Here is a 22,893-nt window from a genome sequence, read left to right as displayed (position 1 = left end):
CCGCGCCACAACGACCGCCTCAGACAAGTGTCGGTGAATTGAGTTTCAGCATCTCGATGGTTTCGGAAATGAGCCGGACCCGCAACATGACGAGATGAATTTCGCCCGGATCGCTGACGTCGAAATGGACCGGCGGATTCCTGAAGTGATCCTCGCCGAGATCGACCGCAATATAGAGTTTCCCGTCCCGGAACGCCGCCTGCAGCGGCGCACGGAAATGCTGGCGCAACGCAATCAGCCGTTCCATGAAAACGGGATTGAGGAGGTAGCGCGCCTCGACCTGATCGGTCGAGAAAACCTCGAACAGATCTTCAAACGCGGCACTCTCGAGCACGACACGCCTGTCGTCGCGAAGAAGCCCGCCAAGCTTGTTGGGAATCGCTCCCTTGTCGACAAGGATCACCGTCTGCCCGTGAAAGGGTTTTGGATAGGTGAAGCTGCCGATCAATCCGTGAAAGACCGTCTCGCGTACGTCGCCCGCATTGCGCTGCTTGTATCTTTTAACGAGCTTGCAGTCGGAAAGGTCGAATTGCGTCGTTCCGATTGCACCTTGTACGCGATCCTCAACATGACGCTCATCATAGTCTTTCAGAATACCGCATTGATGGACTTCATCCATCAATGCGAGTGATGAATCCGCTGTGTAGCGATATCCGAGCCGGTCGAATATCAGCCGGTAGAGATCGCGCCGAAACCGGTCGCCCCATGATTCAAGCTCGGAGAACGCCCAGTAAGCACCGGCACCACCAATAGCGGCGAGAATTCCGAATGCAGGAATCACGAAAGCAAAAATCCGGCCGGGTTCCGAAACCGGCGCATCGGCGCGGTAAAAGAGCATAAAGCCGGCAATCGCCAGAAAGACCGGAACAAGAATGATGCCGATGCGAATAGCGACGCGCCGCTCAATGGCGCGGCGCTCGCCTTCTTTCTGCGCCAGCCAGGGCTCGATGGTGGCCTTGCGGAACGCCCTGAAATCCTTCGGATCGAAGCCCTGCGACGGGGCGATGCTCATAGCATCCGTCCCGCAAACAGGAAAGCGGCCGTGGCAGAATACATGTGCTCGCCCCCCTTCGACAGGCAGGAAAGCGTAGCATAACCCGGCGCAGCGAGAAGGCCGTTTTCGACGGGTACCGCCGCGTGGCAGCTCGCACCAACACTTACGCCGCGCGGCGCGCGAACTGATCCGCCGCCGCGAAGCTCGGCCGGGCCCGCATCGCATCGAGCCAGGCAGCGACTTTCGGTGCGGCCTCAAGCAGCGCCGTTCCTTCCGGCGTCATCGAGATGAAATGAAGATGCGGGGCAAGGAAGCAATCCGCGATCGAAACGGCGTCACCGGCAAGAAACTCATGTGCTTCGAGATCGCGCGTGACGACGGCAAGCTGCATCTCCGCATCCTTTACCGCCTGCGCGATCCGCGCCTCGTCGGGCGTGCCGCCCTGCATCGGCACCAGCAGACGCTCCTTGGCGATGCCGTTTGTCGCCGTGGGGAATATATAGGCGTTGACGAGGCTCGCCCAGCGCAACACATGGCTTTGGCCGAATGCGTCGGCAGGCTGCAGCGCCGGGCCGTCAAAGGCACGGTCGATGTAATGCGCGATGGCGAGCGTTTCGTAAACATAGGTCTCGCCATGCTGCAGCACCGGCGACTTGGCGAAGGGGTGCAGCGCACGATGCGCCGCGCTGCCGACCTCGACCGGATTGACCGACCAAGAAACACCCTTCTCGGCCGCGACGAGCGAGGCGATCCAGAGATAGACGCTGACAGGCTGTGAATGAAAAACGATCTCGGTCATCGGCAAACTCCTGCGGCTGAAATTGAACTCGAGCCGACATCGGGACGGCGACCGCGCCATACAAGCTGTAGCGGTGCATGGCCCTGAAAGCTTTCCGGAATTGGCCCCGTCAGCGCTTCGCCCATTGAAGTGCCGCATCGAGCCGGTCATTGCCCCAGAAGAGTTCATCGCCCCCGGAAACGACGAATGACGGCGCGCCGAAGACGCCTTTCGCAATCGCCTCGGCGGTTTGCGTCTTGAGGCGCTCCTTGTTGACGGGTTCGCTCGCGCGCGCGGCAAGCGCCGCCGCATCGAGACCGAGCGCGTCGAGGATTCCGGCGAGAACGCCTTCCTCGGATATGTCTTTCTGTTCGGCGAAATTGGCCAGATAGACGCGGCGCGTGAACTCGGGGCCCCAAGGTTCGTCCTGCCCGATCAGCGCCAACCGTGCCGCCTTCAACCCGTTCTGCGGGAAACGCGCGGGCGGTGTTTTCAGCGTCAGCCCCTCCGCCGCACAGATGCGCGCCATGTCGCGCCACATATATTTTCCCTTGGCCGGATAGATGTTGAAGGGGCTGTCGTTCCAGCCCTGCGCGCCGAAGATCGGTCCCAGCAGAAACGGCCGCCAGGCGAGCGCGACGCCCGCCTCGGCGGCGGCCCGCTCGACACGCATGGCCGCCGGATATGAATAGGTGCTCGCAAATTCGTACCAGAACTCGACCTGCATGATGCCCCCTTGTGCCCTGCGCGATTATTGCTCCGGGACAGGTGGGGCGAAAGCCGGCCCCGCGCAAGACCCTTTGCGCAAACTCACACCGCCGTCTGCGCGTCGAGCTTGAGCGTGGCGGCGATCTCGCCGATCAGCGCAATGTCGTCCACAAAAGCGCGGATGTGGTCGTTCCGGCCGAGATCGCGCCACGGCGAGGGCTGCGCGAAATAGCCCCGCCGCCCGTCAATCGCAAGCAGCAGGTCGCCGCCGTCGAAGGCCGCTTGCAGCGGCGCGTCGGTCGTTTCGGCAAGGGCGGCCATCCGCTCCATGAAAGCCGGGGTCAGCAGATAGCGCGCCTCGACCTGGTCGCTCGAAAAGACCTCGAACAACTTCTCGAAACGCGGGTCCTCCAGGCGCACCCGCTCACCTTCGACCCCGGCGTGACCGAGCGCATTGAGAACGCCCCTGTCGGCCCGAAGGATGGTGCGGCCCGAAAAGCGCTTCGGGAACTGGTAGCGTGCGATGAGACCGCGAAAAACGAGATCGTATTCGTCGCGCTTGTCGCGCCGGACCATGCGCTCGAGAAAGGCTTCGGCGAGTTCGAAGGAAACCCCGCGTACCTCACCGCGCACGTGATCCTCCAGCGACTTGCGGCTATAGCCGGGCAGCAGGTGGCAGCGGTTGAAGGGGTCGAGAAAATCCTCCGGCACATTCGGCGAATAGACATAGCCGAAATGACCGAAGATTTTCGCCGAGAGCTCTTCCGCGAACTTGCGCCCCCAAAGCAGCACCGATCCGAACATCGCCGCGCCGGCCACCATGATCGCAACGCTGGCAAAAAGCGCGAACCCGCGCAAATCCTCGCCTTCGATCACCTGAGCGGAAACGGCAAACGCAAAAAGGCCGACGCCGATGACGGCAGCGGCGCGCCAAAGAGTGCGGCGAAAGACAGCGCGGCGTTCGATCTCCTTCTCCGCAATCCAGGGCGCGATTTCGCGCGCGAAGAACGCGTCGAACCCGGATGCGGCGTCGGCAGCGGACATCGCCGTTCTACGACATCAGTTTGTTGACGTCGACGGGCTGGCGCGCTGCCGCGTCCTCGACCTCGTAGAAGGGGAAGCTTTGCACATTGGCAATGTTGGCGATAATCGAACCCGGGAAAATCTCGACGGCGTTGTTGAGCCGCGCGACCGCCGAATTGTAGAAACGCCGGGCGGCGGCGATATTGCCCTCGACCTCCTCGAATGTCGCTTGCGCGCGTGTGATGGTTTCGGCGGAGCGAAGTTCCGGATAATTCTCGGCCACCGCGAAAAACCGGATCATGCCGGCCTCGAGCTTCTTCGAGGCCTCGAGATGCGCGCCGGCCGCGGCCGGATCGTCCTTCGCATAGGGCGTCTCGACTTGCGCCCTGAGCGCCGTCAACTCGCCGAGCAGGGACTTCTCATGCGTCATGAATTTCTGCGCCAGCGCCACAATGTTGGGCAGGAGATCGAAGCGCTTCCGGAGCTGGACATCGATCGAGCCCATCGCTTCGCGCACCTCGTTGCGCCTGGTGATCAGGCTGACATACCAGCCATAGCCGCCGCCAACAATGAGCCCCAGTGCAATGAGCAGGATGATCGACGAATCCATAGAATTCCCCCGGAAAATGGCGCTTCGTGAGAAATTATGACAGGCAATTGGCTGTCCGTCGCGGGTGAATGACGCCACGCGCCACGCCTCTTGCCGCCCTGTCCGATTTCCCTATGATGCGCCGCAAAATCGACCGGCTTGAGGGAAATGCGATGAGCGGCGCGACAAAAGACGTGAAGAAGGTGGTGCTGGCCTATTCGGGCGGCCTCGACACCTCGGTCATCCTGAAATGGCTGCAGGAAACCTATGGCTGCGAGGTGGTGACCTTCACCGCCGATCTCGGCCAGGGCGAGGAGCTGGAGCCGGCGCGCAAGAAGGCCGAAATGCTCGGCGTCAAGGAAATCTACATTGAGGATCTGCGCGAGGAATTCGTGCGCGACTTCGTCTTCCCGATGTTCCGCGCCAATGCGCTCTATGAGGGCGTCTACCTGCTCGGCACCTCGATCGCGCGGCCGCTGATCGCCAAGCGCCAGATCGAGATCGCCCGGGCGACCGGCGCCGACGCCGTCTGCCACGGCTCGACCGGCAAGGGCAACGACCAGGTGCGCTTCGAGCTCGGCTATGCCGCGCTCAATCCCGAAATCAAGATCATCGCGCCCTGGCGCGAATGGGACCTGACCTCGCGCACGAAGCTGATCGAATTCGCCGAGAAGCACCAGATTCCGATCGCCAAGGACAAGCGCGGCGAGGCGCCCTTTTCGGTCGATGCGAACCTGCTGCACATCTCCGCCGAAGGAAAAGTGCTGGAGGATCCCGCCGACGAAGCACCGGAATATGTCTACAGCCGCAGCGTCCGGCCGGAAGATGCGCCCGACACGCCGACCTATGTCGAAGTGGGCTTCGAGAGGGGCGATGCGGTGTCGATTGACGGCGTGAAGATGAGCCCCGCAACGCTGCTGACGAAGCTGAACGAGCTTGGCGGCGCCAACGGCATCGGCCGACTCGACCTTGTCGAAAACCGTTTCGTTGGCATGAAATCGCGCGGCGTCTACGAAACGCCGGGCGGCACCGTGCTCCTGGTCGCCCACCGCGCCATGGAGAGCCTGACGCTCGACCGCGGCGCGGCGCATCTAAAGGACGAGCTGATGCCGCGCTATGCGGAGCTGATCTATAACGGCTTCTGGTGGAGCCCGGAACGCGAGATGCTGCAGGCGCTGATCGACAAGAGCCAGGAAATGGTGACGGGCAGCGTGCGCCTGAAGCTCTACAAGGGCTCGGCAACGGTCGTCGGACGCTCCTCGCCTTATTCGCTTTACTCGATGGCGCATGTCACCTTCGAGGAAGATGCCGGCGCCTATGACCAGAAAGACGCGGCGGGCTTTATCCGCCTTAACGCGCTGCGGCTGCGGCTGCTGGCAGCCCGCAACAACCGGACCAAAAGCTAAATGCGTATAGACGCCATCCCGATCGGCAGGAACCCGCCCGACGACATAAACGTCATCGTCGAGGTGCCGCATGGCGGCCATCCGGTGAAATACGAGATGGATAAGGAATCGGGCACGCTCTTCGTCGACCGCTTCATGCATACGGCGATGCAGTATCCCTGCAATTACGGTTTCGTGCCGCACACACTGTCCGACGATGGCGACCCCGTCGACGTGCTGGTCGTCAGCCGCATTCCTGTGGTGCCGGGTGCCGTCATCCGCTCGCGCCCCATCGGTGTTCTGATGATGCATGACGAAGCGGGGCAGGATGAAAAGATCCTCGCCGTACCGGTCGAACAGCTCAATCCCTATTACAAGAACGTCCAGAGCTATACCGACATGCCGGACATTCTGATCAAGCGCATCACCCATTTCTTCGAGCACTACAAGGATCTCGAGGAAGGCAAGTGGGTGAAGGTCGCGGGCTGGGAAGGCCCCGAGGTCGCGCGCGATCTGATCGTGAAGGCCATTGCCGCGGCGAAGAAGGCAGACTGACCCTAAGCATCCGCCGACATCGCCAGCACCCGGCTGATCTCGGTCAGCGAGCGGCCGCTTTCCTTGCGCCATTGCGTGAAGGCGGCCTGCACAGCCTCCATCGCCTTGCGCGAAGTCGGCGCCTTGTCGACGACCCCGGCATTGACAAGCGCGGCGACAACCGACGGCGACAGGATCCAGCTATCGACGCCCATCTGGCGCAGGAAAAATTGTGCCGAGGCGCCGGACAGGCGGTTGCCGCGCTTCTTCAGGACATCGAGCAACGCAGCAAATTGTTCGGGCCTCGAAGCCGCGAAGAAGGCGCCGGCCGAGCCGTGCTCCTTCGCCAGTTCGACGACGAAGCGTGCATTGTCGCGCGTTGCCATGATTTTCTGCCCGTTGCGCACGATCCGCGCATCGCTGGCAAGGCGTCCGATCTTCTCGTCGGTGTAGAAGGCGATGCGATTCGGATCGAAGCCGTCAAAGGCTTCCTCGAAGCCCGGCCATTTGTTCTCGATGATCTTCCAGACGAAGCCGGCCTGAAAAACGGCACGGGTCATGCCGGCGAGCCAACGGTCGTCGGAAATCTTCCTGAGTGCGGCCGCGCTTTTCGGTTTGGAGAGGTTCGCCTCAACCGCCTTGGCACCGCCATGGCGCTTGGCGGCCCGAGTGAAAATCTTCTCGAATTTTTCCATCACGCCCACCTCCCGCGTTGCGAATCCTTGGCCCGCGATCAGGGCAGACGCCATGACCCATCAATGCCCAGGACATGCCCGGCAACTTCCTGAACAAGGCGGTCGCCGCTTTCGGCGTTGGTCAGTACGACGACGCCGGCGCGGCGCGACGGGTCGATCACCATCAGGCTTTTCGAACCGACATTGGAGCCCCATTGCCAAGCCGTGAAACTTGTGGCCGTTTCGCGCGTACCGAAACCGAGACCCCAACCGACGCGGCTGCGGCCACGCGTGCCGATCTCGACGCGCTCCGAGACCATGCGGGCGCGCCATTCCGGCCCGATCACCGCGCCGTTGATGAACCCCGCCATGAAGAGCCCGAGATCATGGGCGCTCGACCGCAACGACGACGCCGGATTGAGATCGTCGCCGTTCCGCATCGGCCCCGGCACCTGCCAGAACATGAAAAGCAGACTGGCGACAAAGGCGATGCCGAGCATCGCCGGATCGAGGCCGTGACGCCGCATGCGACCGCGCGAGATCACCCGGTCGCTCCGCCCTTGATCGAGAACGACCCGCAGATATTGCAGCGAGAAGGCGACAGCGCTCAGCGCGACAAGCCAGACCAGCAGATAGCCGAGACTGAAAATCAGCGCCCAGAATCCGAAGCCCAGAAAAACAAGGCCGCCCGCCAGCAAGGGCGACAGCACCACCGCCGGCAGCAACTCGACCGGCCGGACGCGCAACCGCTCAAATCCGAAACGGACGATGAGCAGCGTCAGAAATCCGAGGATCGCAAGGAAGCAAAGCGCCGGCCCGACAAGCGCGACGATCGGCATCCACAGCGGCACATGCGGCCGCGCCACCCTGTCGACCAGCGCCTCGGGCACCGTGTAGCCCGACGAATGCATACCGAGCGGCGCAAAAACGCGCTCGCGCATCAACCGGTCGAAGCCGGTTTCCTCGATCCCGGCCATCACCTCGGCAAGATACATGTAGCCGACACCCGAATAGGAAAATTGCGAGCCGGGCTCGAAACCCGTGCTGCGCGAGCCGAAGCGCAGATTGTTGGAGAGGCCGGACCTGTGCGTCAGCAAATGGCGCGGCGTCACCGTCGCACGGTCATGTGCATCCTTGAGCCAGGGCGCATCGAAACTCTCGGTGACCGGTGCGTCGAGCGCGAGTTTCCGCTCCCGCGCCAGCAGCAGCGCCCCGAACGCCACAATGGGCTTGCCGAGCGAGGCGGCCTCGAAAAGCGTGTGCTCGGTGACGGGCACTTCGCCACCGATATCGCCGACGCCGTAGCCGCGTTCGAAGACGAGCTTGCCGTCGACGACGACGGCGACCGCGGCACCGCGTATGTCGAGATCGTTCATCCGCCGCTCGATCAGGAAGTCGAGTGCGCGCTCCATCTCGTGTTCGGGCCAGGCGATCATGCCGCCCTCGACGTCGTGACCGTCGGCGCGGGCGTCGCCTGGCGGCAACAGCGCGGCAAAAATGAACAGTGCCGCCGCCGGCAGCAGCCGCGCGGATTGACGGACCGCGCGGCCTTCGGTTAGAGATGAAGCACCACACGCGATGGAGCGTTGATGTCTGTAGCCGGAGAAAAGCGCGGCCGCTGAGACGGGTTTTCCCTCTCGGACGGGCCATTTGAAAAGACGGGCCACCGCCCGCGCAGCGCGCTTGCCTGCGCCGGTCGCGCCGCCCGTTCCGCTTTGGCTTTTCTCCAGGTATCTTCCGATGAACGTCTCGAAATTCGAGCAGCGCACGCTCCATGCGCTGGCGCGCGGCGGTACGATCCGCGTCGAAAAAGATGAAAAAGGAAAAATCCGCACCGCCATCTGCGTCACACGCGAGGGCTGGGTTTTGAGCGATTGCTCATTGGCAACCTTCCGCCGTTTGCGCCGGCGCGGCCTGATCGCCTCGCGCGAGGGCAGCCCCTATCGCATCACCCGCGACGGGCTGCACGCGGTCCGGGCTCAACTCGACAACAGATAGGCGCGAGGCGGGGAGCGGCATCAGAGCATGTCCTCCCCGTCGATCGGCATACGCGGGATCTGGAAGTTGAGGCGCAGTGCATCGATGCGGCCGACGAGGTCGGCTTCGATCGGTCCTTGCGCCGCCGCATCGACGATGCTGGCGAGCTCGGCGCGGTTCTTGACGCCGAGCACCAGCGTGTCGACGCCGGGGATAGCCAGCGCATAGCGATGCGCGACGATGGCCGGGTCTTCGCCGATTTCGCGGCAGAGCGCGCGAAAGGGCTCGGCCCTGGCGTAGTCTCGCATCTCGGGCTCGTTGTCGTCCATCTTGCGGTCGATGGCCAACGTCAGCGCGCCCGCCTGTACGGCGCGAATGCCCATCACGCCGACATCGTTGTTCTGCGCGGTGCGGATGATGTTGCGCGGTTCGGCAGGCTCTTCATAGAACCGCATGCCACCCGGCGAATCGAGCAGATTGGTCACCGCCTGCACGACAGCAGGCCGGGGCCCGCTCCGCAGCACTTCCATGATCGTGCGCGGCAACCCCGTTCCGGTGATGCCCCAGGCGCCGATCAGACCTTTCTTTTTTAACTTCTCGAAGGCGGGAACGACGATGTCCGTGAAAGCGGATAGCGTCACCGCGGCATGATGTGCAAAATCCGGATCGCGCCCATAGACATAGCCGTCGGGACAAATGTTTGAGTGAAGAAAGAAGATGTCGATCCGCTGGCGCTTCATCGTGGCGAGGCTGCGCACAAGCGAGGCTTCGAGTCGCGCCGCGACATCGGGAAAATGCCGCCCGCCGATCATGCATTTGGTGGTGACGCGGAGACCCTCGGGCCAGTGCCCGTCAAATGCCGCGCCCATCACCGCCTCGGCCTCGCCACGTCCATAACTCGGTGCCATGTCAAAAAGCGTGATGCCGGCATCGGCCGCCGCACGCACCGTGGCGACCGCCTCATCACGTGTCGTCGCGCCCCATATCTGCCCGAGACCGCCGCCGCCGAGCGTCAGCGCGCTGACCGGCCACAATTTTCCGAGCTGGCGCATTTCCATGAGCGGCCTCAGAGGTCTTGCGGCGGCGCGATGCCGTGAATGCGCGAGGCGGCAAAAAGCGTGTTGCGCAACAGGCAGGCAATGGTCATGGGGCCGACACCGCCGGGAACCGGCGTGATGTCGCCGGCAACCTCTTTCGCTTCGGCAAAGGCGACGTCGCCGACCAGCCTCATCTTGCCCGCGCCGCGTTCGGGCGCCGGAAGGCGCGTCGTGCCAACATCGATGACGACGGCGCCGGGCTTCACCCAACTGCCGCGGATCATCTCAGCGCGGCCGGTTGCGGCGACCAGAATGTCGCCCATGCGGCAGACCGACGGAAGATCGATGGTGCGGCTATGCGCGATGGTGACGGTGCAGTTTTCGCCGAGCAGCAATTGCGCCACCGGCTTGCCGACAAGATTGGAACGGCCGACCACAACGGCATGCTTGCCCGCCAGCGTTTCGCCGCGCGCCTTGAAGGCTTCGCGCGCCAGAACGAGGCAGCCGGTCGGCGTCGCCGGCACGAGGCCCGGCAATCCGCTCGCCAGCCGCCCGGCACTGACCGGATGCAACCCATCGACATCCTTGTCGGGATCGATCGTTTCGATGACGGCTTGCTGGGAAATCTGCGCCGGTACCGGAAACTGAACCAGAATACCATGCACGGCCGGATCGGCGTTGAGCTCGCGAACCTTCGCCAGCAGCGCATCCTGCGTCGTCGTATCGGGCAGCTTGAACTCCCATGAGTTCATGCCGGCCTCTTTGGTCTGCATGCCCTTGTTGCGAACATAGATTTCGCTGGCGGGGTCGCTGCCGACCAGCACGACAGCAAGGCCCGGCGTCAACCCGTGATCGTTCCGGAGTCGTGCCACTTCAGTGGCGACGCGGGCGCGCAAGGCGTCGGCAATGCTCTTGCCATCGATGATCCGCGCCTCGCTCATGCCGCCCCGCCCTTTTCGCTCGCACCCGGCAATGCTTCGAGCCAGGTCGAAATCTGCGCTTCAAGCACCGCCGCATCGCCCGCGACGGTCACCACCTTGTTGCGACCGCTCTCTCCGGCGGTGATCGTCAGCGCCGTGCGCGGCAGCCGCCAGGCCTTCGCCAGCAACCTCACCACCGCCTCATTGGCCTTGCCTTTCTCGGCGACGGCCGAAACGCGCAACCTGAGAAAGCTCCGGCCTTCGGCGTCACGCGCCAGCCCGTCGATCCGGTCGCTGCCGCCACGCGGCGTGACGCGCAGCCGGACCGAGACGCCGCCGCTGACCGCCTTCACGGCGCCCTCTCCGCTCAGTATCCGAGCCCGAGCCAGATCGGCAGATCGTAGACGATCAGGTTGCGCACGAAAAAGAGCAACAGGATCAGGATGACCGGCGAGATGTCGATGCCGCCGAGATTGGGCAGCAGATTGCGGATCGGCCGCAGCGCCGGCTCGGTCAGCCGGTTGATCGTGTCAACCACCGTGTAGACGAAACGGTTGTGGGTGTTGATAACGTTGAAGGCGACCAGCCAGCTCAGCACCACCCCGATCACGATGATCCAGACATAGAGGGTGATGGCCGAGGCGATCAGGTTCAGCAGGGCAATCATGGGGCCTCGCCATTGTTGATTGTTCGGGGCCGGGAGACCGGCCGCCCGGGAAGCGGCGCGAATTGCACCACGGCGAATCCGTTGTCCAAGGTGTAAACGGGCGCGGGACGCCGTTCAAGGACCGGTTTCAGTACGGGGTCCGGGGCGCTTTCCCGCTCACTTGACACCTCGCCCGCCGCCGCCTAAGAAGCGGCTCCGGTGCCGGAAAAGCGCCGGGCTCCGGGGCCGTAGCTCAGTTGGGAGAGCGCCTCGTTCGCAATGAGGAGGTCAGCGGTTCGATCCCGCTCGGCTCCACCATTTCCGGAGCATCCCTCCCCCCTCTGTTTCACGCATAGCGAAGGTCAGGCGCTCTGGCGGGCCTCGTTTTCGGCCGGCAGCCAATGGTCGAGGAAACGCGACAACCAGACCCTCAGCGCCCCGTCATGGCTCTCACGGCCCCTGCGATGCGCCTCGGCGGGCTGGGCGCCCGGCTGCGTCAGCCGCTCGGCCGCCAGCGTCAGCCAGGCATCCATCATCGGCGTCGTCAGCTCGGGGTGAAACTGGATGCCATAGGCCTTGTCGCCATAGCGCATCGCCTGGACCGGAAAATCGCCAACGCCTTCGGCTAGCTGAACCGCCCCTGACGGCAGGTCGAAACCCTCGCGATGCCATTGATAGACGTATTGCGGATCGTCGAAGAGATGGCCGCCCGCACCGGTCGGCCGGATCGGATAATAGCCGGCCTCGACCCGGGCTTCCGGATGGCTCCAGACGCGGGCACCGAGATGCCGCGCCAGCATCTGCCCGCCGAGACAGATGCCGAGATAGGGTTTTTCCTCCCGCAGCGGCACGCCGATCCAGTCGATTTCGGCCTTGATGAAGGGAAGATCGTCATTGGCGCTCATCGGCCCGCCGAAAATGATCGCCGCGTCATGCGCCGCCATGGTCGCGGGCAGCGGATCGCCCAGCGCCGGGCGGCGGATATCGAGTTCGCAGCCGCGGCGCAGAAGCGCCTGCGCCACCCGGCCGGGGCTGGAACGCTCCTGGTGGAGCACGATGAGGACGCGCTGGGTCATGACTGCCGACCGATATGGGACCGGTCCCGCCTCCCCGCAAGACCCGATGGGAAAGCTTAAGCGCCGATCCCCTTACATGGCGCTAATGCCGCCATCGATCTTGATCTCGGCGCCGGTGATGAACTTCGATTCGTCGGACGCCAGATAAAGCACGCAATAGGCGACATCGTCCGGTTCGCCGACAATCCCGAGCGGCACCTGCTTGGCAAGCTTCTTGACCAGCTCCTCCTTCGACATGCCGCGCGCCATGCCATCAAGGATCGGTGTATCGATGAAGGTCGGGTGGATCGAATTCGAGCGAATGCGGTAGCCGCGCTTGGCGCAGTGAAGCGCCACCGACTTCGACAGCAGCCACACCGCTGCCTTGGCCGCGTTATAGGCCGCCATGTTGTGGCCGGCGATCAGGCCGGCGATCGACGAGGTGTTGACGATCGAGCCGGGCGCATGGCGCACCATGTAGGGGATCGCATATTTGCAGCCGAGGAAGACCGAATCGACATCGACCGCCATGACTTTTTTGTAGGTCTCGAAGTCGGTATCCTCGACCGTCGTGCCGCCGCCAATCCCGGCATTGTTGAACAGCACATTGATGCCGCCCATCGCCTTGTCGGCTTCGGCGAGCGCGTCCTTCCACTGATCCTCGCGCGTGACGTCGAGACCCACGGCAAAGGCTGTACCCGGACGATCGGCATTGATCTCGTCGGCAACGGCGCGCGCGCCCTTCTCGTTGATGTCGGCAAGGGTCACTTTCGCGCCCTCGCGCGCCAGCATGATCGCCGACGCCTTGCCAAGCCCCTGCGCGCCGCCGGTGACGAACGCCATCTTGCCTTCGACGCGGCCTTTTCTCATTTCGCTCATCCTGTTCTATCCTCGGAGAAAGTACAAAAAATTCAACGTGCTAGAGCATCGCCGTGTTGGTCGGCACGCCGAGCAGCAGCCGTCCGGTCAGCTCATAGGTCGCATCCGACACCATCATGTGCTGGGTCGCCACATGCACGTCGCGGAACTGCCGCTGCAAGGGCGAGCCGCGATAGACCGAACTGCCGCCGGCCAGCGTGTACATCAGATCGACCGCCCGCGCCGCCGACTGCACCGCGTGCGTTGTCGCCAGCCGAATGTCGCGGCGATGCGCCACCGTCATCTCGCCATTCTTCTCCGCCGCTTCGAAGGCAGTATTGACCGTTTCCATCAGCCAGGCGCGCGCCGAGCGCGTCAGCGCCTCGGCCTGTGAAACGTCGAGCTGCGCCTTGGCGCGCAACGCCAGCGGCTTCGACGAGCCTTGCGGCGTCTTGCCGCCGGCAAGCTCCACCAGCGTCTCGATCGAACCGCGCGCCAGACCCAGCGCCACCGCCGCAATGCCGATGCCGAGCAACCCGAAGGTCGGGAAGCAGTAGAGCGGCCGCGCAAGGGGCTTGTCGCTGATCAGGCTGACCGCGCGCGATGCCGGCACAAACAGATCCTTCACCTCGAAATCGGTGCTGCCGGTGCCGCACAGGCCCGACACATCCCATGTGTCGAGCAGCGTCACATCCTTCGCCTCGAACATCATCATCCGGTTCTGCGGAATGCCCTCGGCGGCCATTTCCGGCTTCCCGTCGTCGCCCAGGATCATCGCACCGCCGGAAATATACTGTGCATTGCGCGAGCCCGAGCCCCATTGCCAGCGCCCGTTGACGCGGTAGCCCTGAACGCCCTTCTCGACCGCATGCACGGCCTTGCCGCGCGGCGCAAAAACGCCGGCCGTGACGGTCAACGGATCGCCGAACACGGCGCGGGCTTCCTCGGGCGCGAGGAAGGCCGAAACGACGCCCGACGTCGCACCGATGAAGACGCACCAGGCGGCCGACCCGTCGGCGCGCGCGATCCGCTCCACCGTCTCGAAGAGAACGGAGGGATGCGCCTCGCGCCCGCCATAGGCGGCCGGAATGCAGAGCCGGTAGAGACCGGCTTCGGCAAAGCGCCGGGCGATATCCTGCGGCAGGAAGCGATTGGCCTCGATCTCGGCGGCGCGCGCCGCGATCTCTTCGGCAAAGCCATCGGCGACGGAAACCGGATCGATCTGCGCACCGCTGCGCGTCTGCATCTCGCTCATCATCTCTCCCTCAGGCGCCGAGTTTCAGCCGGTTGGCGATGTTGTTCTTCTGCATGTTCGACGAACCACCGACGATCGGCAGGCTGATCGCGTCGCGCACATAGCGCTCCATGTCCATTTCATCCGACAGCCCATAGGCGCCGGTCACGCGCATGCAGGTCTGCGTGACTTCCGCCGCGCCTTCGCAGCAGAACAGCTTGGCCATCGAGGTTTCGACCGAACAGGGCCGCCCCCGGTCGGCCAGCCAGGCGGCGCTGTAAAGCATCAGCCGCATCGCGCGCACGCGCGTGCGCGCCTCCGCCAGCATGTGCCGGATCGCCTGATGGCCGGCAATGGCGCGGCCGAACTGTTCGCGTTCCTCGGCATAGCCCCAGGCATCGGCGACCGCCGCTTCGGCGAGCCCCAGCGCGCAGGCCGAAAGCTCGAGCTTCTCGACCTCGAGCGCGCGGCCCGCAAGCTGTTGCCAGCCCTTGTTCCACATCGCCTCGCCGCCGAGAATATTGGCCGCCGGCACCCGCACATCGTCGAAGGTGACGTCTTTCGTCTCGACGCCGCGAATGCCGAGATGGCCGAGCGGCGTGATGGTGATGCCGGGCAATGTCGGCGGCACCAGCACGATCGACAGGTTCTTGTATTTCTCTTCCTTCGGTCCCGAGCGCAGCAGGCAGAAGATATAATCGGCGATATGCGCCCCGGTGCACCAGCGCTTGGCGCCGTTGATGACGACCGCGTCGCCCTCGCGCCGCGCTGTCGTTTCGACGGTCGCCAGATCGCCGCCGACATTGGGCTCCGACAATCCATAGGCAAAGAGCAGATTGCCGCTGGCGACTTTCGGCAGCAATTCCTGCTTCTGCGCCTCGCTGGCGCTCTCGCCGAGATTCATGCCGGCATAGCAGACCGCCATGATATAGGGACAGGCCACCGCGACCGAGCGCCTGGCGATTTCCTCGATCACCGCCATCGTCGCATAGATGTCGACGCCGGCGCCGCCATATTTCTCATCGACGGTGAGACCCATCATCCCCATCGCGCCGAGCTTCTTCATCACCTCGGCCGGATAGATATTGCCGCGGTCCCATTCGCGCGCTTTCGCCCGTGGCATCTCCGCCTCGACGAAGCGCCGCATGCTGTCGCGCAGCATCCGCACATGTTCCGGCTCGTCGAAATTGAGAGGCATCTCGCCCATCGCCGCATCCATGCCGGTCATTTCCCCGTGAAGGCCGGCTTGCGCTTTTCGAGAAACGCATTGACCGCTTCCTTGTGGTCTTCGGTCGTGAAGGTCAGCATCTCGTAGCCGATCGACGTATCGAGGATCGTATGCGCAAGCTGCTTCAAGCCGATATTGACCGCGACCTTGCTGTACTTGATCGCCTGGGTGGCGCCCGCGGCAAGCTTCGCGGCAAACGCATCGACACGCGCATCGAGCGCGTCATCCGGCACCACATGATTGACGAGGCCGATCCGCTCCGCCTCCGCCGCCGGCACCGGATCTCCGGTCATCAGATATTCCTTGGCCCGCGCATAGCCGACAAGCTGCGGCCAGATGATCGCGCCGCCATCGCCGGCGACGATGCCGGCCCGCACATGCGGATCGGCAAAGCGCGCATTGTCGCTCGCAAAAATCACATCGCACATCAGCGCGATGGTGGCGCCGAGCCCGACGGCCGGCCCGCGCACCTTGGCGATGATCGGCTTTTCAAGATCGAGCAGCGAGAAGACGATGCGCTTGGCCTCGGCGGCATCGGGGCCCTTGTCGCCGGCCTCGAAACTGCGCTTCATCCAGTTGAGATCGCCGCCCGCCGAAAAGGCCGCGCCCTCGCCGGTCAGCACGATCACATCGGATTGACGATCGTCGGCGGCGTCGAGAAAGATGCTTGAGAGTTCGCGATGCATCTCGCCGTCGACGGCGTTCATCAGCGCCGGATTGCTGAGCGCCAATGTCAGCACGCGGCCCTGCCGGCTCGCCTTGATCCGCTTGTAGCGGCCGAAATCGACGCTCCCCGTCATGCTTCGCGCTCCCTCATTTTATTTTCGTTTCCGGGATTGTGGCCCGCGCCCCGGGCAATGAAAAGAGGCAATGAAAGAACGGCGATCCGCCCGTCGCCGCCCAATGAAAAACCCCGGCCGCGAGGCCGGGGTCCTTCGATCGGTAAACCGGATCGGTGGCGCTCTAGCTGCCACCCTCGGTCGCGGCGGTGATCCGCGCACCAACGGCTTCGCGCGCCTTTTCCGGATCGTCGGGCATCAACTTGGCGCCCGGTTCGCCGAAGACGACGATCTGGCCATCGGGTCCGTCGGAGACGGCCGCATAGCCAAGACGGTCGGCGCGCGTGACTTCGACGAAGCTTTTGCCGTTGTCGTCGCTGTAGCCGATATAGCCCTGAAGACCGACAAGAATGATCTTGCCGCCGCCGAGCTGAACGCCGCCGGCGATCGATTTGTCGGTGCCCGTGTCGACCTTGGTCCAGGTCTGGCCCTTGTCCCAGGAGCGGAAGGCGTTGCCGCGCATGCCGAACACCATCACCGAACCGTCGCTCATGCCGAAGCCGCCCCAGAAGGAGCCTTCATACTGCGTCTGGATGCGGTCGAAGTTACGGCCCTGGTCGCCCGAGCGGTAGACGATACCGAATTCGGCAGCGATGTAGAGATCGCCATCCTTGTCGGCGAAAAGCTTGTTGAGGTGGTAGTCGTCGAGCAATCCGTCGCTGAGCGAGCGCTCTTCCCAGCTGTCGGGCTCGCCGCCCTCTTGCGTCTCCACCATGAAGGCAAAGGCGCCGAGCGCGAAGCCGCGTTCGGCATTCTCGAAATAGACGGCCATGAAGGCCATTTCGGATTCGGCATCGTGATAGACGAGATCCCAGTTCACGCCGCCGTCGCGCGTGCGGATGATCGTCGCATCGTGGCCGACCGCGAAGCCGAGCTGGGCATCGACAAAGGTGACGCCGGTCAGCGTCGCCTGGGTCGGCACGGAAGTGGCCTGCGTCCAGGTGACGCCGCGATCGTCGGAATAGACGACATGTCCATATTCGCCGACGGCGACGAGGCGTCCGTTGGCATAGGTCGCATCCAGCAGCAGCGATTCCGGCGCCAGCTCCGATTGCACCGCATAGGACGGCGACCGGCCATCCGCGTCGTCCTGCGCCACGGCGGGCATGGCGACGGCGAAGCTCAGCGCAATAAGGGCGGCTGCGGCGCGGCGGAGGCGCGGCATGTTGCGGGAAAGGATCTCGATAAACGACGGTGACATTACCTTGGGCTCCTGCACTCGGGCGTTCGGTTCGTCGGGACGGAACGCGGGGCCCGGCAGGCTGCCGAAGCCGCGAGAGGTCGCCCCGGCGATCCCCCTGTATTGATGGTCTTTTATAACGTTTTTTTCCTTATAGCGTATTTTTCAAGCGCGGTCTTGACCTACGTGATCGGGAACGCGGATGACGCGAAATCAGGGTTAAGGCGGCGCCGGACGGACCGCAAGGCCGGCGCGCCGGGCCCGCCGCCACCCCCTTCTGCCGGCCCTGGGGCCGCAGGAGAGAGGCTGGGGGACCGGACAAAGAAGCAGGGCCCCGGTTACCCGGAGCCCTGCCCTCAAACTTGCGACGAAGTCCTTTTAGCGAACGCCGAGCTGACGGATCGAGTTCGGCGTGTAGCGGTTCTTGTCGATCTCGTCGGCGAAGTAGTTCACCGGCGGCTCTTCGTTCTGCAGCGCCAGCGCCAGATAGCGGCCGGCCTGCAGGTCATAGACGATCTCGCCCGCCGAGCCGCAGAGCGGCACGTTGTAACGCTGGATCTGGTGCATTTCCTGCACGCGCCAGAGCTGGCCGCGGCCGTCATAAAGCGCCACGGTCGACATCTGGTAGGCGTCTTCCTCGTTCGCATAGACGCGGCGGGAATAGACGTGACGCGTATCGGCACGAAGCTTGGCTTCGACTTCCCAGACACGGCGCAACTCATAACGAACCTTGTCCTGGTTCAGATGCAACGGCCGCAGATAGTCCTTGTAGGGTGTCGATTCGCCGTCATAGGCGTTGGCCGAGACAAGCTTCGAGGTCTTGCCGAGCACGGTCCAGTCGTAGCGGTCCGGCGCGCCATTATAGCCGTCGAACGAATCCGACGTCGACAGACCGTCCGAGTTGGTGCCCGGATTGTCATAGGCGATGTTCGGCGCGCGGCGCACGCGGCGCGTGCCGGGGCTGTACTGCCAGGCCTGACGCGGCTGGACCTGGGCGTTCAGGGCTTCATACACCAGGATCACGCTGCCGGCGGCGCGGGCGGGCGCGATCGTGTTGGCGATGTAGTAGATCGAGATGTTCTGGAGATCCTCGGCTTTGGTTGCCGACGGATCGGACCACTGCAGAATGGCTTCGTCCTGCACGATCTGCAGCGTGTAGTCGCCGCCGCGCGTCACCGGCGCCGCCGCGAACTGCCGCACCACCTTGAACGAACGATAGCGCAGCGTGTGGTTCCAGATGATCTCGAGCGCACTGTTCGGGATCGGGAACGGCGAGCCGAAGATCGACTGGCTGATGCCGGCGCCGCCGCCGACAAGTTCGCCAACCGCGGCGTTGCGCTTGTTGGCTTCGTAGAAGCGGTCCGGGAACGCGCAGGTACGGCGCGTCTCATAGACGTCCATCTTGTAGGTCGGATAGGCCTTCAGCAGGGCCTTGTAGCCGTCGGTCAGGATGGCGTCATACTGACCCGCATTCGCGCCGGTGACCGTGTACTTGATCGGGTCGCTGGCGAACGGATTCTGCAGCTTCTGACCGGGCGTGTAGGTGACATTGCCCGGCACGGTCGGCAGGCCGCCGGTCCATGCGGGGATGTCGCCATCGCCGGCCTTTTCCGAACCCATCGGGGTCAAATCCTGACCCAGACGGTTCACCTGGGCATCCGGCACCTTGGCCAGCGCGCTCGTCGCGAGTGCGCTGATCGCAAGGGCGGACACCAACATGGTCGTCCTTTTCATATACGTTCCCTCCACTGGATTTCTTATCGGGCTTTCGATGCCAGAAACAAATGGAGCTTTTCGCGTTTGAAAAGGCTTTTGCGGCTGTGCACCGAGGCCGGTTTCCCCGCCTTACTCTCGCGGAATGATACCAAATTGCCCCGTCCGCGCAAATCGCCACCTTCGCGATTGTGTGTCTTCCGCGCCGCTTTTCGGGCTGTTTCCCGGGTCTTTTTGCCCCGGTCGCATTAAATCTTTTTAATGTGCGCCGCGCGCCGCGCCGCGCCGGTGAAAAGCCTGTCGATCCGTCTACGGATGAATCGCGCCACCGGCACCGCTATTTGTGCAACGCAACATGGCGGGGATTTGTGCTTGTGTGCGACCTTCCCCACACTTGTCTCCCCCAGACCCTCCTTTGTAATTAAGGAGGCCGGGGCCCGGAAGCTGCCGAAGGCAGCGTGCCTCTTCACAAAACTTGTCGCCTCGAGGAAGTGATTCCTTGCGAAGAGGGACGCCGCTCACGCGGCTACTGGATTGCCGGGTCGAGCCCGGCAAAGACCACAAGGGGAGAAGCCACCTCCACACCCAAAAGCAAAACCCGGCGGTATTGCCACCGCCGGGTTCCGTTTCGCGTTACGCGTTTCAGAAGATCAGAAGGCGTAGGAGACCGTCATCGACATGAAATCCTTGTCCTTCGAGAAGTTACGGAATTCATTGCCCATGTTGTGTGTGTACTGCACGTTGGCACGCCACACGCTCCGCAGGTTTGCCGTCAGACCGAGCGACACAACCTTTTTGCCCTGAACGAAGCCCGGGCCGACCGGACCGGCCGAATAACCGCTGACATCATGCGACCAGGCAATGCTGGGCGACAAGGTCCACGGCGTTCCAAGCGCGTTGTTGTAGTCAACCGACGTCAGCAGGCGGTAACCCCAGGAGAAGCTGTCCGCATATTTAGGCGTACACTGCGTCGGCCCGAAAGGAACAACACCGGCGCAACCGGCGCTGGCGAGTATCTGGTTGGTGAAGGGGTTCGGATTGGACGACGCAGCCCGCGGAATCGACAGCCGGTTGGTCGCCGAATCGAGGTTCGGGATGTACTGGAAGCCGACATTGGCCACCAGGATCAGGATATCGCCACCGATCATCTCGACGAGCGGCTGCGAACCGCTCAGCGTGCTGATGGTGCCGACCTGACCGGTGATCGATTCCCGGAAATCGTACCCCTGGATCGTCGCGCCGGGACCGGTGGGAGCGACGGCGCCCGGACGGCAGTTATCGAAACCGGGCGCGCCCAGAATAGCACCGAAATCGATGGCGTTCAGATCGTGACAGTTCTGGTCGACGTCGTTCAGCGCGAAGGGCATGTCGGGCGTGTAGTTGAGCTCGCCCGAAAAGGCCGACCCGCCCAGCAGCGGGATCGAGGTATTGAAGCTGAAGCCGTAGGATTCGACGTCGTTGACATACTGCGTCAGGTAGTTCTTGGTGTTGGCCGTGCCGACGAAAGCGACGAAGAAATTCGACACGCCGGGCACGATGGTGCCGGCGGCATCGGATAGACAGACCGGACCCGGCGTACCCGTGGCTGCGCAGAAAGTCGCCAGATTGGGTGCGCCGACGGTTCCCGCAAAATCGCCGAGAGTGAAGGTGCCGACCGGAGCCGTCAGGCTCTGCCGAACGAAATAGAGCCCGAGATCGGTGCCGGCGCCCAGCCACTCGGCATAATGCTTGACGGCGACGCCGAACGTGCCGGTGTCGTCGCCTTCTTCGGAAGCCTGACGGGGGATGAGGATGGCGGCGCCCGGATATTCGCCGGCGTTCATGACATACTTGCCGCCTTCGCAGACGGCGTCGGTGCCGGAGAAGAAGGTGCCGCAAGCGTCGAGACGGGTGCGTTCCCAGCCGAACTGCCAGAAAGCCTCGACCTGCATGTTGCCGGGCAGGCCGATCGAGCCGTAAAGCGCCGGAACCGGCAGGAAGGCTTCCTTGAGTTCCGAACCCGGCGTGCGAAGCGCCGAGATGTCGACCGGCAGGTAGGAGCTGATGCCGCCCGGTATGAACAGGCTTTCACCAAAGTTGATGACCTGCTTGCCGGCACGCAGCGTCACCGGATTGCCGGCCACGTCGAAATTGCCGTAGACGTAGGCGTCGAGCAGATCGGCACCGCGGCCGCCGAAACGCCGGGCCTTGTCGCCGCGCGCGGCGTCGGTGATCGGCCGGGCGCCGAAGCGGTTGTTCCGCGTGCCGATCTCTTCATAGACCCAATGATCGTAGAACAGCTTGGTGCGGGCGAACGCGCCGTAGTTCCGCCACTTCATTTCGAAGTCGGTGGTCAGCTTGACCGGCGTCGAATAGAGGTCCCACTGGTCGGTGTTGACGTTGCCATCATCGTCGTTGACGCCGAAATCAATGCTACCCGCCGGGCCAGGAGTCCCACACCCGCCATTGGCCGAATTGACATTGCTGCAGTTCTGCTTCGACGTCCGGACGCCAACGCCGATCGAGGCGGTGTTGTCGATGACGAGCGACATTTCCCCGAACTTGAACTCGACGGCCTGCGCCGTTCCGACGGTCAGCAGCATGGCTGCTGCCGTCGCGCCGCCCAAAAACAGCTTTTGGGCAATACCTTTTCTCATGGAGCGATCCTCCTCGATCCTCGATTGCTTCACTAACTTTGCGGGCTGGATCGGGAGGTGGTGCGGAACAAGTTCCGACTGGTCCCCCCGGCCAGTCAGCATCCCTCAAGCGCTAGCCCACCTTCATTGCAGCTTCGAGTCAAGGCAGGCGGCGGCTTTGCGCGCGGCCCGATGCAACATTGCGCCGCACTATTGCAATAATGACACGGCTGTAATGCATAACGCCGGATAACGTTAAATTTGTTGCACCGCACACTGATTATATGCGGCGCAACATTTCAGCCATGCGCGAATCAAATCAGGCGGTTGGCTCCAGAGCGCTTCTCGGAAAAGTGGAATCCGGTTTTCCGAAAAGAAGCGCGACCAAACAACAACCTGGAGTCTTTCAGTGTTTCCACGAAACACTGAAAGACTCTAGTGGCCCTGGTGACCACCGGACCCGCCATGTCCGGCCTTCTGCACCGCGGCGCCAACCGCGATCTCGCCGGCCTTTTCGAACACCAGCGTCAGCGGCACGGTATCGCCCTCGGCCAGCGGCGCCTGCAGGCGGATCAGCATGATATGCAAGCCGCCCGGCGCCAGCTGCGCGGTCTCGCCGGCGGCAAGCGCCAGACGGTCCAGCTTGCGCATCCGCATCACCATGCCATCCATCGTCATGGTGTGAATTTCGACCTTTTCCGCCGCATCCGAGCGCATCTCGACCAGCACATCGTCGTCCGCACCGGCATTTTCGATGGTCATATAGGCCGCGCTCGTGGCCGTCACGCTGGCCCGCGCCCAGACATCGGCGATCACAATCCCGGCCTTGTCGCCGGCCATTGCCGGTGCGGCGAAAGCGGCAATCGAGACCAGCAGCAGGGCGGCGCGGACAATGGGGAAGGTCAT

The 22,893-nt window shown here is 63.5% G+C and carries 23 protein-coding genes and 1 tRNA gene; 4 read left to right on the top strand and 20 right to left on the bottom strand.

All coding sequences use genetic code 11. The annotated features are described in order from the left end of the window. Window positions 1-19: 19 nt before the first annotated feature. The 5 genes from Q7V31_RS02055 to Q7V31_RS02035 all read right to left on the bottom strand — a co-directional run bounded on the left by Q7V31_RS02055 (window position 20) and on the right by Q7V31_RS02035 (window position 4,113). Window positions 20-1,012: a DUF3137 domain-containing protein gene (locus tag Q7V31_RS02055; protein ID WP_304732149.1), complete on the bottom strand. Its 993-nt coding sequence runs from the start codon at window positions 1,010-1,012 to the stop codon at window positions 20-22. Window positions 1,013-1,157: 145 nt separating this feature from the next. Continuing rightward, the gene (locus tag Q7V31_RS02050) at window positions 1,158-1,793 is read right to left on the bottom strand and encodes a glutathione S-transferase family protein (RefSeq protein WP_304732148.1); all 636 of its coding nucleotides are present in this window, start codon (window positions 1,791-1,793) and stop codon (window positions 1,158-1,160) included. Window positions 1,794-1,902: 109 nt separating this feature from the next. After that, entirely contained in the window at window positions 1,903-2,499 is a 597-nt protein-coding gene (locus tag Q7V31_RS02045) for a 2-hydroxychromene-2-carboxylate isomerase (RefSeq protein ID WP_304732147.1), read from the bottom strand. Window positions 2,500-2,582: 83 nt separating this feature from the next. Next, a complete protein-coding gene (locus Q7V31_RS02040) occupies window positions 2,583-3,524 on the bottom strand; it encodes a DUF3137 domain-containing protein (RefSeq protein ID WP_304732146.1) in 942 nt (313 codons plus the stop codon). 7 nt (window positions 3,525-3,531) lie between these two features. Next, window positions 3,532-4,113, bottom strand: a complete 582-nt coding sequence (locus tag Q7V31_RS02035) for a LemA family protein (RefSeq protein WP_304732145.1) — start codon at window positions 4,111-4,113, stop codon at window positions 3,532-3,534. Between the two features lie 152 nt (window positions 4,114-4,265). Here Q7V31_RS02035 and Q7V31_RS02030 point away from each other — a divergent pair, with 152 nt between their 5' ends. Further along, window positions 4,266-5,498 carry an argininosuccinate synthase gene (locus Q7V31_RS02030; protein ID WP_304732144.1) on the top strand — a complete coding sequence of 411 codons (1,233 nt, stop codon included), beginning with the start codon at window positions 4,266-4,268 and terminating at the stop codon, window positions 5,496-5,498. After that, complete coding sequence (gene ppa / locus Q7V31_RS02025) at window positions 5,499-6,032, top strand: inorganic diphosphatase (RefSeq protein WP_304732143.1); 534 nt, start codon at window positions 5,499-5,501, stop codon at window positions 6,030-6,032. A gap of 2 nt (window positions 6,033-6,034) precedes the next feature. Here ppa and Q7V31_RS02020 read toward each other — a convergent pair whose 3' ends face one another. Together Q7V31_RS02020 and Q7V31_RS02015 are read right to left on the bottom strand one after the other, a co-directional pair. Then, window positions 6,035-6,706 carry a DNA-3-methyladenine glycosylase I gene (locus Q7V31_RS02020; RefSeq protein WP_304732142.1) on the bottom strand — a complete coding sequence of 224 codons (672 nt, stop codon included), beginning with the start codon at window positions 6,704-6,706 and terminating at the stop codon, window positions 6,035-6,037. Window positions 6,707-6,744: 38 nt separating this feature from the next. After that, window positions 6,745-8,352, bottom strand: a complete 1,608-nt coding sequence (locus Q7V31_RS02015) for a serine hydrolase (RefSeq protein WP_304732141.1) — start codon at window positions 8,350-8,352, stop codon at window positions 6,745-6,747. Window positions 8,353-8,425: 73 nt separating this feature from the next. Here Q7V31_RS02015 and Q7V31_RS02010 point away from each other — a divergent pair, with 73 nt between their 5' ends. Next, entirely contained in the window at window positions 8,426-8,683 is a 258-nt protein-coding gene (locus tag Q7V31_RS02010) for a YjhX family toxin (protein WP_304732140.1), read from the top strand. Window positions 8,684-8,703: 20 nt separating this feature from the next. Here the strand turns inward: Q7V31_RS02010 and Q7V31_RS02005 are convergent, their stop codons facing one another. The 4 genes from Q7V31_RS02005 to Q7V31_RS01990 are packed head-to-tail and all read right to left on the bottom strand — an operon-like array spanning window position 8,704 to window position 11,286. Then, entirely contained in the window at window positions 8,704-9,720 is a 1,017-nt protein-coding gene (locus Q7V31_RS02005; protein ID WP_304732139.1) for an aldo/keto reductase, read from the bottom strand. Window positions 9,721-9,728: 8 nt separating this feature from the next. Then, window positions 9,729-10,640, bottom strand: a complete 912-nt coding sequence (folD, locus tag Q7V31_RS02000; protein ID WP_304732138.1) for a bifunctional methylenetetrahydrofolate dehydrogenase/methenyltetrahydrofolate cyclohydrolase FolD — start codon at window positions 10,638-10,640, stop codon at window positions 9,729-9,731. Next, entirely contained in the window at window positions 10,637-10,972 is a 336-nt protein-coding gene (locus tag Q7V31_RS01995; RefSeq protein ID WP_304732137.1) for a DUF167 family protein, read from the bottom strand. The genes folD and Q7V31_RS01995 overlap by 4 nt, the downstream gene beginning before the upstream one ends. Before the next feature lie 14 nt (window positions 10,973-10,986). Beyond that, window positions 10,987-11,286 (bottom strand): YggT family protein, encoded by a 300-nt coding sequence (locus Q7V31_RS01990; RefSeq protein WP_304732136.1) that lies wholly within the window; start codon window positions 11,284-11,286, stop codon window positions 10,987-10,989. Between the two features lie 221 nt (window positions 11,287-11,507). On the opposite strand from Q7V31_RS01990, the gene Q7V31_RS01985 reads away from it, so the two are divergent. Then, window positions 11,508-11,583: transfer RNA gene (locus tag Q7V31_RS01985), tRNA-Ala, on the top strand. A gap of 44 nt (window positions 11,584-11,627) precedes the next feature. Here Q7V31_RS01985 and Q7V31_RS01980 read toward each other — a convergent pair. From Q7V31_RS01980 to Q7V31_RS01940, 9 genes are all read right to left on the bottom strand, one after another. Beyond that, window positions 11,628-12,341, bottom strand: a complete 714-nt coding sequence (locus tag Q7V31_RS01980) for a glutamine amidotransferase (RefSeq protein WP_304732135.1) — start codon at window positions 12,339-12,341, stop codon at window positions 11,628-11,630. Between the two features lie 72 nt (window positions 12,342-12,413). Continuing rightward, window positions 12,414-13,199 (bottom strand): SDR family oxidoreductase, encoded by a 786-nt coding sequence (locus tag Q7V31_RS01975; protein ID WP_304732134.1) that lies wholly within the window; start codon window positions 13,197-13,199, stop codon window positions 12,414-12,416. Between the two features lie 40 nt (window positions 13,200-13,239). Beyond that, the gene (locus tag Q7V31_RS01970; RefSeq protein ID WP_304732133.1) at window positions 13,240-14,433 is read right to left on the bottom strand and encodes an acyl-CoA dehydrogenase family protein; all 1,194 of its coding nucleotides are present in this window, start codon (window positions 14,431-14,433) and stop codon (window positions 13,240-13,242) included. Window positions 14,434-14,443: 10 nt separating this feature from the next. Continuing rightward, the gene (locus tag Q7V31_RS01965) at window positions 14,444-15,631 is read right to left on the bottom strand and encodes an acyl-CoA dehydrogenase family protein (RefSeq protein WP_304732132.1); all 1,188 of its coding nucleotides are present in this window, start codon (window positions 15,629-15,631) and stop codon (window positions 14,444-14,446) included. A gap of 5 nt (window positions 15,632-15,636) precedes the next feature. Continuing rightward, window positions 15,637-16,440: an enoyl-CoA hydratase/isomerase family protein gene (locus Q7V31_RS01960; protein WP_304732131.1), complete on the bottom strand. Its 804-nt coding sequence runs from the start codon at window positions 16,438-16,440 to the stop codon at window positions 15,637-15,639. Between the two features lie 163 nt (window positions 16,441-16,603). Continuing rightward, complete coding sequence (locus tag Q7V31_RS01955) at window positions 16,604-17,680, bottom strand: YCF48-related protein (protein ID WP_304732130.1); 1,077 nt, start codon at window positions 17,678-17,680, stop codon at window positions 16,604-16,606. 357 nt (window positions 17,681-18,037) lie between these two features. Further along, window positions 18,038-19,393, bottom strand: coding sequence for a DUF1329 domain-containing protein (locus Q7V31_RS01950; protein ID WP_304732129.1), 1,356 nt, complete (start codon window positions 19,391-19,393; stop codon window positions 18,038-18,040). Window positions 19,394-20,022: 629 nt separating this feature from the next. Next, window positions 20,023-22,008: a DUF1302 domain-containing protein gene (locus Q7V31_RS01945; protein ID WP_304732128.1), complete on the bottom strand. Its 1,986-nt coding sequence runs from the start codon at window positions 22,006-22,008 to the stop codon at window positions 20,023-20,025. A 414-nt stretch (window positions 22,009-22,422) separates the two neighbouring features. Next, window positions 22,423-22,893: a copper chaperone PCu(A)C gene (locus Q7V31_RS01940; RefSeq protein ID WP_304732127.1), complete on the bottom strand. Its 471-nt coding sequence runs from the start codon at window positions 22,891-22,893 to the stop codon at window positions 22,423-22,425.

Origin of the sequence: Parvibaculum sp. (genome assembly GCF_030651915.1) — a bacterium.
Classification (GTDB): Bacteria; Pseudomonadota; Alphaproteobacteria; order Parvibaculales; family Parvibaculaceae; genus Parvibaculum.
The sequence above is the reverse complement of the archived record's forward strand: the minus strand, read 5'-3'. Positions and strand labels throughout refer to the sequence as shown.